General features: G+C 54.9%; 12 protein-coding genes and 1 tRNA gene. 5 read left to right on the forward strand and 8 right to left on the reverse strand.

Going from position 1 to position 12,874, the window contains the following annotated elements; genetic code table 11:
• Positions 1–17 precede the first annotated feature (17 nt).
• Both H8B20_RS03260 and H8B20_RS03265 read left to right on the forward strand, forming a co-directional pair.
• Positions 18–2,162, forward strand: coding sequence for a 3-hydroxyacyl-CoA dehydrogenase NAD-binding domain-containing protein (locus H8B20_RS03260; protein ID WP_210622327.1), 2,145 nt, complete (start codon positions 18–20; stop codon positions 2,160–2,162).
• 92 nt (positions 2,163–2,254) lie between these two features.
• Positions 2,255–2,977 carry an amidotransferase gene (locus H8B20_RS03265; RefSeq protein WP_042558466.1) on the forward strand — a complete coding sequence of 241 codons (723 nt, stop codon included), beginning with the start codon at positions 2,255–2,257 and terminating at the stop codon, positions 2,975–2,977.
• A 105-nt stretch (positions 2,978–3,082) separates the two neighbouring features.
• Here the strand turns inward: H8B20_RS03265 and H8B20_RS03270 are convergent, their stop codons facing one another.
• From H8B20_RS03270 to H8B20_RS03280, 3 genes are all read right to left on the reverse strand, one after another.
• Positions 3,083–4,054 (reverse strand): magnesium and cobalt transport protein CorA, encoded by a 972-nt coding sequence (locus H8B20_RS03270; RefSeq protein WP_042558467.1) that lies wholly within the window; start codon positions 4,052–4,054, stop codon positions 3,083–3,085.
• A gap of 133 nt (positions 4,055–4,187) precedes the next feature.
• A complete protein-coding gene (locus H8B20_RS03275) occupies positions 4,188–4,910 on the reverse strand; it encodes a lysophospholipid acyltransferase family protein (RefSeq protein ID WP_047300380.1) in 723 nt (240 codons plus the stop codon).
• A 215-nt stretch (positions 4,911–5,125) separates the two neighbouring features.
• Positions 5,126–5,815, reverse strand: coding sequence for a crotonase/enoyl-CoA hydratase family protein (locus H8B20_RS03280; RefSeq protein ID WP_150595638.1), 690 nt, complete (start codon positions 5,813–5,815; stop codon positions 5,126–5,128).
• 295 nt (positions 5,816–6,110) lie between these two features.
• Here H8B20_RS03280 and H8B20_RS03285 point away from each other — a divergent pair.
• A tRNA-Ser gene (locus H8B20_RS03285) sits at positions 6,111–6,200 on the forward strand.
• 484 nt (positions 6,201–6,684) lie between these two features.
• Positions 6,685–7,101, forward strand: coding sequence for a C40 family peptidase (locus H8B20_RS03290; protein WP_228732641.1), 417 nt, complete (start codon positions 6,685–6,687; stop codon positions 7,099–7,101).
• Positions 7,102–7,224: 123 nt separating this feature from the next.
• Here the strand turns inward: H8B20_RS03290 and aqpZ are convergent, their stop codons facing one another.
• The 4 genes from aqpZ to H8B20_RS03310 all read right to left on the reverse strand — a co-directional run bounded on the left by aqpZ (position 7,225) and on the right by H8B20_RS03310 (position 10,947).
• Complete coding sequence (aqpZ, locus tag H8B20_RS03295) at positions 7,225–7,923, reverse strand: aquaporin Z (protein ID WP_210622328.1); 699 nt, start codon at positions 7,921–7,923, stop codon at positions 7,225–7,227.
• 292 nt (positions 7,924–8,215) lie between these two features.
• A complete protein-coding gene (locus H8B20_RS03300) occupies positions 8,216–8,494 on the reverse strand; it encodes a hypothetical protein (RefSeq protein WP_210622329.1) in 279 nt (92 codons plus the stop codon).
• Positions 8,495–8,522: 28 nt separating this feature from the next.
• A complete protein-coding gene (locus H8B20_RS03305; protein WP_210622330.1) occupies positions 8,523–9,347 on the reverse strand; it encodes a mechanosensitive ion channel family protein in 825 nt (274 codons plus the stop codon).
• A gap of 58 nt (positions 9,348–9,405) precedes the next feature.
• A complete protein-coding gene (locus H8B20_RS03310) occupies positions 9,406–10,947 on the reverse strand; it encodes a catalase (protein WP_210622331.1) in 1,542 nt (513 codons plus the stop codon).
• A 406-nt stretch (positions 10,948–11,353) separates the two neighbouring features.
• Between H8B20_RS03310 and H8B20_RS03315 the strand changes: the two genes are divergently transcribed.
• A complete protein-coding gene (locus H8B20_RS03315; protein ID WP_210622332.1) occupies positions 11,354–12,013 on the forward strand; it encodes a LuxR C-terminal-related transcriptional regulator in 660 nt (219 codons plus the stop codon).
• A 137-nt stretch (positions 12,014–12,150) separates the two neighbouring features.
• Here H8B20_RS03315 and H8B20_RS03320 read toward each other — a convergent pair whose 3' ends face one another.
• Positions 12,151–12,525 carry a cell wall hydrolase gene (locus H8B20_RS03320; protein WP_228732623.1) on the reverse strand — a complete coding sequence of 125 codons (375 nt, stop codon included), beginning with the start codon at positions 12,523–12,525 and terminating at the stop codon, positions 12,151–12,153.
• Between the last annotated feature and the right edge of the window lie 349 nt (positions 12,526–12,874).

Here is a 12,874-nt window from a genome sequence, read left to right on the forward strand (position 1 = left end):
ATTCAAGGAACCTTGTTATGAGCGAAGCCATTCGTTACGAAAAAGGTCAGGACGGCATTGTCGTCCTCACCATCGACATGCCGGGCCAGAGCGCCAACACCATGAACGCCGCGTACCGCGAGGCAATGGCCGCCTGCGTCGCCCGGCTTGTGGCTGAAAAAGAAAGCATTGCCGGGGTCATCATCACGTCAGCGAAGAAAACCTTCTTCGCCGGCGGCGACCTTAATGAGTTGATCAAGGTTGGCAAGCCTGAAGCCAAAGCCTTCTACGACATGGTGCTGACCCTCAAAGGGCAATTGCGCACGCTGGAAACCCTCGGTAAGCCAGTGGTCGCGGCCATCAACGGCGCGGCACTCGGCGGCGGATGGGAAATCTGTCTGGCGTGTCATCATCGGGTGGCACTGGACGATGCGTCGGTGCAACTTGGTCTGCCGGAGGTGACCCTCGGCTTGCTGCCGGGTGGCGGCGGGGTGGTGCGCATGGTGCGCATGCTCGGCATCGAGAAGGCGCTGCCGTATTTGCTCGAAGGCAAAAAGGTCCGTCCGCAACAGGCTTTGCAGGCCGGATTGATTGATGAGCTGGCGGCCGATCGCGATGAGCTGCTGGCCAAGGCGCGTGCCTGGATCGTTGCCCATCCGACGGCGGTACAACGTTGGGATGTGAAGGGATATCAGATTCCTGGCGGCACGCCGTCGAATCCGAAAGTCGCGCAGATGTTGGCCATTGCGCCGTCGATCCTGCGCACCAAAACCCAAGGCACGTTGCCGGCGCCGGAGAAAATTCTCTGCGCGGCGGTAGAAGGCGCGCAGGTGGATTTCGATACGGCGCACTTGATTGAAACCCGCTACTTCACAGAATTGACCACCGGCCAGATCTCGAAAAACCTGATCGGCACGTTCTGGTTTCAGCTCAACGAAATCAACGCCGGTGGCTCGCGGCCGCAGGGCTTTGCACCGGTCGTTACGCGTAAGGTCGGTGTGCTCGGCGCCGGGATGATGGGCGCGGGGATCGCTTTTGTCAGCGCCTCGGCGGGTATCGAAGTGGTGCTCAAGGACATCAATCTGGCTGCTGCCGAAAAGGGCAAAGCGCATTCGGCGGCGTTGCTGGACAAGAAAGTCGCCCGTGGTCAGTTGGATGCCGCGCAGCGTGAGGCAGTGCTGGCGCGGATTCATACCAGCGAAAACGATGCTGACCTGTCCGGTTGCGATTTGATCATCGAGGCGGTTTTTGAAGATCGCGAACTCAAGGCAAGGGTCTCTTCTGCGGCGCAGAAAGTGGTCGGCGCCGACGCCGTGATTGCCTCCAACACTTCGACCTTGCCGATCACGGGGCTGGCGACGGCGGTACCGGATCAAAGCAAATTCATCGGCCTGCATTTCTTCAGTCCGGTGGAAAAAATGCCGTTGGTGGAAATCATCAAAGGCGCGCAGACCAGCGACGAAACCCTCGCTCGCGGGTTTGATTTCGTCCTGCAAATCAAGAAAACGCCGATCGTGGTCAACGACAGTCGCGGCTTCTTCACCTCGCGGGTGTTCGGCACGTTCACCAATGAAGGCATCGCCATGCTCGGTGAAGGTGTGAGCGCGCCGATGATCGAGACCGAAGCGCGCAAGGCCGGGATGCCAGTCGGGCCTCTGGCAATCTCCGACGAAGTTTCCCTCAGCCTGATGAGCCATATCCGCAAGCAAACCGCCAAGGACTTACACGCAGAAGGGAAACCGCTGATTGAACACCCGGCGTTTGCCGTGATTGACTTGCTACTCAACGAATACAAGCGTCCGGGCAAAGCCGCAGGTGGCGGTTTCTACGAGTACCCGGCCGGTGGGCAGAAACATTTGTGGCCTGAATTGAAGACGCGCTTCGAGAAGGCTGACGGGCAGATTTCGCCGAAGGACGTGCGTGACAGGTTGCTGTTTGTGCAGGCCATCGAAACCGTGCGCTGTGTGGAGGAGGGCGTGTTGACTTCGACGGCGGATGCCAACATAGGATCGATCTTCGGCATCGGTTTCGCGGCATGGACTGGCGGTGCGTTGCAGTACATCAACCAGTACGGAGTAAAGGATTTCGTCGCCCGGGCGCAGTATCTGGCCGAACAATATGGCGAGCGTTTCGCACCGCCTGCGCTGCTGCTGGATAAAGCGGCAAAAGGTGAGATGTTCTAAGGGCGACGAGCATTCCGGGGCTTGCCTTGCCAGGGTATTTCAAGGCAGGCTCTGAGGTGTTCATTATTCCCATCACGTGTCAGGTATTTTTTATGTCGCTACGCATCTGCATTCTGGAAACCGACATCCTGCGTCCAGAACTGGTCGATCAATATCAGGGTTACGGGCAGATGTTCCAGCGCCTGTTCTCGCAGCAGCCGATTGCCGCCGAGTTCACGGTGTACAACGTGATGCAGGGCGAATACCCGAGCGACGACCTGACATTCGATGCGTATCTGGTCACTGGCAGCAAGGCCGATTCCTTCGGCACCGACCCGTGGATCGAAACCCTCAGGGAATACTTGCTGAACCGCTACGAGCGTGGCGACAAGCTGCTTGGCGTGTGCTTCGGCCATCAACTGCTGGCGCTGTTGCTGGGCGGCAAGAGCGAACGCGCCACGCAAGGTTGGGGCGTCGGCACCCACAACTACAAACTCGCGGCAAAGGCTCCGTGGATGAGCCCGGTGCGTGAAGAGCTGACGCTGTTGATCAGTCATCAGGATCAGGTTACCGCACTACCGGAAAACGCCACGGTGATCGCATCCAGTGATTTCTGCCCGTTTGCGGCGTATCACATCAATGACCAGGTGCTGTGCTTCCAGGGGCATCCGGAATTTATCCACGACTACTCGCGCGCGTTGCTGGATTTGCGTCAGGAAGCCTTGGGTACGCAGATTTACAGCACGGGCGTGGCGAGCCTGGCGCAGGAACACCATGGTGCTACGGTCGCGGAATGGATGATGCGGTTTGTGGCGCACAAGCCTGAAACTGCTTAACTGCGGATCAAAAGATCGCAGCCTGCGGCAGCTCCTACATCGGGATAAAGTACAACCTGTAGGCGCTGCCGAAGGCTGGGGCCGTGATCGGACGATCTTCTGCTTTTACAACCACCCCGATTTCTTGAAACTCGCCCACAAACTCACACAACCCACCGTGATAAACCCCAGCACGCCAAAATAGCCGTAATGCCAGCTCAGCTCCGGCATGTTCTGGAAATTCATCCCGTAAATCCCCGCCACCGCCGTCGGAAACGCCAGAATCGCCGCCCATGCGGCAAACTTGCGCTGCACCACGCTCTGCCGTGACGCTTCCAGCAACACGCCAATCTCGATGGTCTGGCTGGCAATGTCCGCCAGTGTCGTCAGGTCTTCCATTTGCCGCGTCACATGGATCTGCACGTCGCGGAAATACGGGCGCATGTTCTTGTCGATGAACGGGAAGCTCAGTTTTTGCAGTTCCTCGCTGATCTCCACCATCGGCGCGGCGTAGCGGCGCAGACGCACTACATCGCGACGCAATCCGTGAAGCTTCTGAATGTCGTGCTCGTTCAACGCGCTGCACAGCACGTTGCGCTCCAGCTCATCAATCTCGGCGTGGATCGCTTCGCCCACGGGCTGATAGTTTTCGATGACAAAATCGAGCAGCGCATAAAGTACGAAATCTTCCCCATGCTCCAGCAATAGCGGACGCGCCTCACAACGTTGGCGGACATGGGCGTAGGACGCCGAGTGACCGTTGCGGGCGGTAATGATGTAGCCCTTGCCGGCGAAGATATGGGTTTCGATGAACTGCAGGATCCCGTGTTCACGAATGGGCGAGTAGGTGACGATAAACAAAGCGTCGCCGAAGGTTTCCAGCTTCGGTCGGCTATGTTTTTCCAAGGCATCTTCGATGGCCAATTCGTGCAGGTTGAATTGGCGTTGCAAATTGGACAGTTCCTGAGCGTCCGGCTCTTCCAGACCGATCCACACAAAGTGACCGGTCTTCGCGGCCCAGGCCGCGCCTTCATCAAGGGTAATATTGGTGACTTTTTTGCCCTCGCTGTACACCGCAGCAGCAACAACTCGACCCATGGTGGTGATTCACTTCTTCTTGGCAGATGACTGGGAGACCAGGCTTCAGCTTAGCCTTGTCGCTGCTTGAGAGTCAGTGAAATCTGCACAGTTCACCCGGCAAAAGAAAACCCGCACAGGGCGGGTTTGTTTTTCAGGCAGCTTGCAGTTGGCGATCCATCGCGTCGATGCATTCGCGCATCTGCTCGCGGCACTGCTCGATGAGCATGGGCATGTCGTCCATGGTCAGCCCGGCAGTAGGAATTGCCGGCAGCGAGCGTATGAGAATTTTCCCGCTGCGCCAGCGGTTCAGACGCATGTGCTTGACGTAGCTGCTGACACACACCGGAACGATCGGCACACCGGCAGCAATCGCCATCTGGAACGCGCCTTTCTTGAACGGCAGCAGCTCTTCGCCGAGGTTGCGCGTGCCTTCGGGGAACACCCAGATCGAGGTCTTTTCGTTCTGCAACGTATTCGTGGTAGTCACCATCGACTGGCGAGCTTTTTGCGCATTGCCTCGGTCGATCAACACGTTACCGGCCAGCCAGAACAACTGCCCGAACAACGGCACCCATTTCAGGCTCTTCTTGCCGATGCACACGGTACGGCGCGGCACGACATTGCCGAACACGAACAGATCATAGTTGGACTGGTGGTTCGCAATGATCACGCAACTGTCGGGCTTGTTCATCAACCCGCTGACGTCGGTCTTCACTCGCAGACGCAAAATGCACATCGCCGGCAGAGCGTAGAGGCGGGCGCACAGACGGCTGTTGTCCGGATTGAATGGACGGCACAGGCCGAGGATAACCCCAAGCACACCCGCGAGAATAAAGTGCAGGCCCATCAATAACATACGAAACACGAACAGCATTTTCAGGCCCCACCGGCGCAAAAGGTGGCGCAGTGTACGGATGTGCACTGTTTTCGGCAATTGCCACTATAGAGTCCGGAGATAGCCGATGTTTAAGCGCATGTTTCCAAGCCGGTTGTCAGATGCGTCCTAGAGCAGCCACGGCATGTTCAACCCAGCGTGTAAGAAAAAGCCCGACACGACGGTCGGGCTTTTCTTCATCGCGTGAGCCGGGTTTAACCCAGATGCTCCTGATCCTGGATGATCGCGTTATCCAGGGTTTCCAGCAGCGCCTTACGCACCTTCAGTTTGGTGTTCTTGTGCGCGGTCATGTTGATCTTCTTCAATTGACGTGCGGCGGCGAGGGCGGCGCCTTGCAGTTCTTCGGCGGCAACCACCTTGTCGAGGAAACCGGCATCCACAGCACTTTGCGGATCGAACATCTCACCGTTGATCACCGAGCGGTGGAACGCCGAGCGACGCAGGCGATCACGGGCCAGTTCGATACCGGCGTGGTGCATGGTCATGCCGATCTGAACTTCGTTCAGGCCAATGCTGAACGGGCCATCGACACCGATGCGGTAATCGGCAGACAACAGAATAAACGCGCCTTTGGCCACGGCATGACCCGGGCAAGCAACGATCACCGGGAACGGGTGAGAAAGCAGACGACGGGCCAAAGTCGATCCCGCAGTGACCAGCGCCACGGCTTCTTTCGGGCCGGCAGTCATCACTTTCAGATCATAGCCGCCGGACAAAATGCCTGGCTGACCGGTGATGATCACGATGGCACGATCAGTCACTGCCTGATCCAGCGCCGCGTTGAACGCCGCAATCACGTCCGGGGAAATGGCATTGACCTTGCCATTGCTCAAGGTCAGGGTCGCGATACCGTCTTCGAGGTGGTAGGAAATCAACTCACTCATGACGCTATTCCTTGTAAGAAAGATGGGCAGACGTTACCCACCACCGCAGGCTAGGTAAAGCGCCGTGACTGACCCGCTGGTCACCGTTTCCCGGTGCAGCCAGCGTGGTGAGCCATTCTGCTTCTATATAGAAGGCGCGCACTCACCGGAGATTGGCCGCTTTGCCATGGTCCGCCGACGGGAAAAACCACTTTTTCTCTTAACCGCATGAAAATTCTGAAAAAAAGTTTGCCATCAGAAAAGCTTTCGACTACATTAGCGCGCCTCGACAGACAGAACATGTTTGAAGAGATACGGTGAAGTGTCCGAGTGGCTTAAGGAGCACGCCTGGAAAGTGTGTATACAGGAAACTGTATCGAGAGTTCGAATCTCTCCTTCACCGCCACATTCAGTAAACACAAACCCCTGATTTTCCTAGAGAAAGTCGGGGGTTTGTGGTTTTTGGCGTCTCGAAAATGGCGACACGGGATCCGACGGTAATTTTCACTATTTGCAACGGGAGACGGGGCTTGCATCTCCGGGTTCTTTAATAGAGTTTTAGTGCTTGGCGGTGAGAAATCGCAAACAAAAAAACCGCCTGGGGAAGGCGGTTTTTTTGTACCTCCGGTGGAGGCCGGGCCGGCTCGCTCATAGAGATCTATTCGATTACATCATTCCCGTACGTCGGCCCGGCGCCATGGCTGATAATGATTAGGACAAATCCTATGTGATGGGCATGCCTCGATAAATAATATTGTGTTCCAGCTCTTTAGCTTCTCTTTCTGGTACACATCGTGGCAAAGCTTACATTAACCCTGTTAATCACTTATTTATTCTCCGACTATTTGTTTGCGTCAACGAAGCAGATGGAAAGGATAAATACTTCATACATGGCTCATGCTTCAAGTTTAGGTCTGGATAACGCCAGGCGAGTTGATAATGTTATCGGTCGCGCTCATGAGCTTATTGGAACACCCTACCGTTGGGGTGGTGCTTCTGTCAGCAAAGGTTTTGATTGTAGTGGGTTGCTGGTTTATCTCTTTCGCAGTGAAGCGGGGATTGATATTCCGCGGACTACAACCTCGATGTTGAAGTCCAAGGCCAAAACGGTTCTTCGACACAATCTGAAAAACGGCGACGCGGTGTTTTTCAAACACAATGGTCGCAGCCGCTTAAACCATGTTGGTATCTATATTGGTAATGACCAGTTTATTCACTCTCCCCGGACAGGGAAAAGCATTCGTATCGATTCGCTGTCGAATAATTATTGGAATAAAAGTTACCATACCGCTAAACGGTTTCATTAGTTACCGTTCTCTGTGTGCCCCCTGTGACGGGACGTCATCTTTCGCGTGCACTGGTTAAGTTTGTTCTGGCTCAAGCTCGAGGTTAAGCCCTCTTGCCTGAACCAGGCTAACAGGAGCGAGATTTCACTGAACGGCGAATGTTTGTTTGTCAAATACGCGTGCTGCTAGTGCCCCAAGTACACCGCCCGCTATCGGCGCGAACCAGAATAGCCAGAGTTGTTCCAGATAGACCATGCCCGCAAACAGAGCAGGCCCAGTGCTTCGAGCAGGATTGACCGAGGTGTTGGTCACGGGTATCGATATCAAGTGAATAAGTGTCAAGGCAAGTCCGATAGAAATAGGCGCGAATCCTGCCAAGGCTCCTGGGGCGGTGACTCTCATGATAATAAACACAAAGAAAAACGTTGCGATAAGTTCGGTTATAAGTGCCGCGAACAGGCTATAACCACCAGGGCTCAGCGAGGCATACCCATTAGCTGCAAACCCACCGGCGGTGAACTCGGGTTTACCACTGGCAATGAGGTAAAGCGCTGCCGCCGCGGCAATGGCACCGACGACTTGGGCGCCAATGTAGGGAAGGATATCGTGTGCGGGAAATCGACGACCTACCCACAGGCCGATGGTGACAGCAGGATTAAAATGCCCGCCGGATATGGAACCTACTGCGTAGGCCATGGTTAGCACGGTCAGTCCAAAAGCCAGTGCCACCCCTGCAAACCCAATCCCCAGCATTGGAAATCCGGCGGCAAACAACGCGCTGCCGCAGCCCCCGAACGTCAGCCAAAAAGTTCCTAAAAACTCAGCGATGATTTTTTTTTGCATCGTTGTTTCCTCTGGTTGAATCAGTGCAACTTAGTGTGTGGTTTATAACCCGACCGGCCATTGCTTCCGCGGTGATTTCTGAGGGCTTCTCTACGGTTTAAAATGACGCTTTAACTGTTGGCGGGTGATTGGTTATTGATCGCGTATGTATTCTTAAGCCAAGTCACTTCTTTCAGGCATTCCCATGGCGATGGTGGGTCAATGAGGGTCATGAAGCCTGCGACGAGATTGTCTCCGGGTACGGTGCAATTCCAAATAAGTTGCACGTTTGTCGAATGCGATGAGGTCATTGTCAGAGTCGCTTGCTGGTTGCTATAGAACAGTGCGTGGTGGAAGTTTTGGGGGGCTGATAATTAGCAGTCAAGTTTTTATCAGCCTCCCGTACCCAATCCCTGTTTACGATCAGCACATCAAACGTGATTTTGAAAGCTTCACTCAATCTCTCTAGTTCCTTGCAGCACCCAACAGGCAGTATTCTGTAGTAACCAAGCCTGTTGAGGGACTTTTCAATCTGGATTCGCTTGGACAGATGGGCGTCTGCAATGATGATTCGCAGTTCTTTATTAGGCATGATTACTTATCCGTGAAGAAGCGGCTGTTCAACCTTGAATGACGGTTACAACGCGTTGTGGAAAAGGAATACCGATACCTTGCTGGCCAAGCGCATCGCGCGCTTTCTCGTTGAACAGAAACAGTAGATCCCAATAGTCGGCATTGTCCGCCCAGACTCGCAGCGACAACGTCACAGCGCTGTCGCCCAGGGTCGTTACTACCACCAGAGGGGCGGGGTCTGAATGAATTCTTGCGTCCTGACACAAACCCAATAGAACGTGCCGTGCGGTATCCAGGTTGGCGTTGTAGTCCACCCCCACGTCGAACACGACTTTACGCCGTGGTTCGCTGGAAAAATTGACAATAACCCCATTGGACAAACTCCCGTTGGGGACTACAACGCGTTTGTTATCCGGGGTAAGAATGACCGTGTGAAAAATCAGGATGGCGTCTACGGTGCCATAGACTTCCTGGACTTCAATCGTGTCGCCTGCCTTGAATGGGCGAAACAGCAGGATCAGGACGCCGCCGGCAAAATTCGAAAGGCTGCCTTGTAGCGCGAGACCAATCGCCAAACCGGCAGCCCCTAGAGCAGCGACAAAACTGGTGGTTTGCACGCCGATCATCGACGCGACGCTGATGATCAGCATGATCTTGAGTGCAATATTGACCAGGCTACCAACAAAACCCTGCAAGGTTTTATCGACGCTGCGCTTGCCCAGTACGGTCCCGATCCTCCGGGTCACCGTGCTGATTAACCACCAGCCCAGCGCCAATGTCGTGATGGCTAATGCCACATTGGCGCCGTACTCCAGGACAACCGGCAACCACGTTTCGGTATGGGCAATCAGTTGATTAATATCCAGATCCATTTATCACCTCGTTCTACAACCTTCTCGCTGCACCCCAGGGATGCAGCGAGAAGGTTATTCAATCGTCCAGATGGGCGGCCAGCGCTTGCACGCGGAGCAGGTCGCCTTTGGCGGCATTCGTGACGCCGGTACCGTATTCCGGGTCGGCCTTGTAGAGAAATGACAGGATGCGGTGTTTACTCACATCGTCAGCACTGGCAAGCGAACCGCCGAAGCTGCTGATCAGGTCCTTGCGCTCTTTGCTGCTGAACGAGCGATACAGTTCTCCCGCTTGCTTGAAGTTCTGCTCTCGCTGGATTTTTACCTGTTGAGTGCTGCCCGACAGGCTGTGTGAGCTGTAGCGAGCGGCGGGGGATTCTTTACGCGGCAGCAATCGGCTGGGTTGGTAGTTGACGCCGGCCGTGGTGCTGGCCGAATTCATTGCGCCATCCTGATTGCCGTTGCTGACCGCGTTTTTCGAGGCGTTGATCGGCAATTGCAGGGCATTGCTGCCCAGGCGATACATCTGCGTATCGGCATAGGAAAACAGCCGTCCTTGCAACAACCGGTCCTCCGACGGCTCGATGCCGGGAATCAGATTGGAAGGGGCCATGGCCACCTGCTCGGTTTCCAGAAAAACGTTGGCCGGGTTGCGGTTGAGCACCATTTGTCCAACTTTGCGCATGGCCACGTCAGACCATACCTTCGTGGCATCCAGCGGGTCGAAGTCATAATTGTCCAGCGCGTCAGGCTTGAGCACCTGCACGTACAGGTCCCACTTCGGGAAATTGCCCTTGCTGATATTGGCGACCAGATCCTGAGTCATGTGGCTGTAGTCGGCGCCTTGCACGCTGGCCACATCCTTGGGCGACAGGTTGCGAGTGCCTTGCAGGCTCCTCCAGTGAAACTTGACGTAATGCACATCGTTCTCGGCGTTGACGAACTTGTAGGCATGTACGCCATTGCCATCCATTTCCCGGTAGCTGGCGGGAATGCCTGCGTTGGAATACAGCTCGGTCAAGGTACGCGTGGCTTCAGGGACATGGGAAAAGAAATCAAAGCGGCGGGAATCGTCGTCAAGGTTGGTGCGTGGATCCGGTTTGAACGCGTGGACCATGTCCGGGAATTTGATCGCATCGCGGATAAAAAAGGTCGGGAAGTTATTGCCCACCAGGTCCCAGTTGCCGTCAGCGGTGTAGAACTTGGTGGCGAAGCCGCGAGGGTCGCGCAGGGTTTCCGGCGAGTGATTGCCGTGGACCACCGATGAGAAACGCACGAACACCGGGGTGACTGTGCCGGAGGTGAAAAGCCCTGCCTTGGTCAACTCGCTCAGGGTGTCAGTGGCGGTGAACACGCCGTGGGCACCTGTGCCGCGCGCGTGCACTACGCGCTCCGGGATGCGTTCGCGGTCGAAGCGTTGGAGTTTCTGGATCAACTGCACATCTTGTAGTAACACCGGGCCGTTGGGGCCGGCAGTTTGAGAATTCTGATTGTCACCGACGGCCGCGCCGTTGTCTCGCGTCAGGTCGGCCGCCTGGATGGAAAAGGGCAGGGCGCTGGTGGTTACCAGGCACAGTAATCGCAATGGGCACAATAAATTCAGACGAGAGTTGGCCGACATATAAGGCTCCAAAAGTGTTTATAGAAGAAACAGTCGTGAACCCGAGAAAGTTTTGTCGGGAGCATTGGCAGCAGTTTTTCTGCCAAATAATGACTGTTCTTTCAGCATCTATCAGAACGGGTCGTGGTTAATGTAAGAATGGTCTCAAAATAAGTCAGCTAATATTTGTTGTTTTTTAGGCGTGTATGAGACGGTTCCTAAAGCGTAACGATGTTTGCATGATTACTCTCGGCTGCTCTCAACGGGCACTGATTTAAACCCAGGCGCTACAAAGTTCGGTTTATTGCAGCGAGCAAGGGTTTGAGAATTGTCTTAAAAATTAATCGGTCGTTTCTCTCGTGAGTCTAAGCGGCCTATGCTTACCCGATTAGAATGCGGTTAATTCCACGGGATAACGAGGTGTTGAATGTCGAGCTTGATCAGAGTCGGTGTGCTCAATGAGCAGGAAGTGGTGCGTTATGGTCTGCACTGGCACTTGGCGGATCAGCCGGGTATTTCGGTGGCGGGGACTTACAGTCGGGCCAGCGATGCGTTGTCTGCCGCCAAACATGGAAGTATCGATCTTTTATTGATGGATTATGTGCTTCAAGGCAGTAATGGCCAGCACCTGATCAAAACGATGGTGGCCCGCCATCCAAAAATCCGCATACTCGTCTTCCTGGCCGAGCCATGTGTGGCGACGGCAGCGTTGCTGCTCTCTATAGGGGGGCACGGTATCGTCTGTAAGCGTGAACCGCTCGAGGTGTGTGTTTATGCCATTCGTTTGTTAGCGACTGGCCAGCTTTATCAGTGTCCCAGTATTGCGATGGCTGAAGATTCGGTCGTGCCAGATGCACCCATTGACATAGGCGGCGCCGAAGCTGCGTTGCTCTCCCATCCTGCGTTGTCTCGGCGGGAAAGGGAGGTGCTTGGCCTGTGCATCAGTGGTCTGACTGTGACGCGGATTGCCGAACTGTCAGAGCGAAGCTTGAAAACGGTGAGTACTCAGAAACTGGCGGCTTATCGAAAGCTTGGATTAAAAAACGATATGGATCTGTTTAGAAGACTGTCGGGGTTCGGGGATTGATGGGCGTTTTTACGCCTTGGTGCTCAAGATTCCTATGGCACCTTCGGCGCTTTCTTTTATCCGCCGCCAATCCATTGCCGGGAGCAAATTAGTTCCCGGCAATGGTTCAAGTTGAACCAAGTGTGAATATCGAACCTTCACTTCGGCACATAAAAAATATGCTGGCCAATCGTGGCGGTCTTCTTCAATGAATGACGCCAGCCAGGTTGTACCTCGCGGGCATGGAAGTGCGTTGCACCATTGGTCATGTCCTCGTGATGGCCGGCGATGACCCGGCTCGCGACCCGCTTGGCTCTCGTCCAGGCCGCAGGTTCCTGGGGAGTGTGGTCGTTTTCGCGATGGGTCCAGGAAAATTGCTTCCTTTCATACACCACCTGGCAGATGTTGGCGCTCTGCCAGGTGGCGCGGTTCATCGTCACCATGGCGACAGCGATTTGCCCGTCCAGCGGTTCGCCGCGGGCCTCGTGGTAAATGTTGAGTGCCAGGCACATCAATGCTTTTTGCAGTGGCATAAGAACTCTCTGATCGTGATGGGGAATCCACTCGGACTCAGGGCGCGCAGGATTTACAGGCAATGGCTGGCGCGCGCGTCGCGATAGAGTGTGTGGACAAAGCCATGCTGTGCCCATGGGACATGTCTCAAATACGCGGCGAGGTTTTAACTCATGTAATAAATACAACGTACCTACAGTTTTGGGACAAGTCTCAAAGACGCCGCGGGTTTTGTTGTCCATGATCGAGTTGTCCTAGGGAGGGGACGCCTACTGTGCGTTTCACGTGTGAATAGTCTTTCTTTACCTACCAGGGGTAAAGATGACTTTAAGTTGCTGATTTTTTAAGCCCGCCATGTGCGGGCTTTTT

The sequence above is a fragment of the Pseudomonas sp. P42 genome (genome assembly GCF_017973755.1).
Lineage (GTDB): Bacteria > Pseudomonadota > Gammaproteobacteria > Pseudomonadales > Pseudomonadaceae > Aquipseudomonas > Aquipseudomonas iridis.

Coding starts and splice junctions, on each gene's coding strand:
- H8B20_RS03260 (WP_210622327.1), top strand. CDS start 18: ATGAGCGAAGCCATTCGTTACGAAAAAGGTCAGGACGGCATTGTCGTC.
- H8B20_RS03265 (WP_042558466.1), top strand. CDS start 2,255: ATGTCGCTACGCATCTGCATTCTGGAAACCGACATCCTGCGTCCAGAA.
- H8B20_RS03270 (WP_042558467.1), bottom strand. CDS start 4,054: ATGGGTCGAGTTGTTGCTGCTGCGGTGTACAGCGAGGGCAAAAAAGTC.
- H8B20_RS03275 (WP_047300380.1), bottom strand. CDS start 4,910: ATGCTGTTCGTGTTTCGTATGTTATTGATGGGCCTGCACTTTATTCTC.
- H8B20_RS03280 (WP_150595638.1), bottom strand. CDS start 5,815: ATGAGTGAGTTGATTTCCTACCACCTCGAAGACGGTATCGCGACCCTG.
- H8B20_RS03290 (WP_228732641.1), top strand. CDS start 6,685: ATGGCTCATGCTTCAAGTTTAGGTCTGGATAACGCCAGGCGAGTTGAT.
- aqpZ (WP_210622328.1), bottom strand. CDS start 7,923: ATGCAAAAAAAAATCATCGCTGAGTTTTTAGGAACTTTTTGGCTGACG.
- H8B20_RS03300 (WP_210622329.1), bottom strand. CDS start 8,494: ATGCCTAATAAAGAACTGCGAATCATCATTGCAGACGCCCATCTGTCC.
- H8B20_RS03305 (WP_210622330.1), bottom strand. CDS start 9,347: ATGGATCTGGATATTAATCAACTGATTGCCCATACCGAAACGTGGTTG.
- H8B20_RS03310 (WP_210622331.1), bottom strand. CDS start 10,947: ATGTCGGCCAACTCTCGTCTGAATTTATTGTGCCCATTGCGATTACTG.
- H8B20_RS03315 (WP_210622332.1), top strand. CDS start 11,354: ATGTCGAGCTTGATCAGAGTCGGTGTGCTCAATGAGCAGGAAGTGGTG.
- H8B20_RS03320 (WP_228732623.1), bottom strand. CDS start 12,525: ATGCCACTGCAAAAAGCATTGATGTGCCTGGCACTCAACATTTACCAC.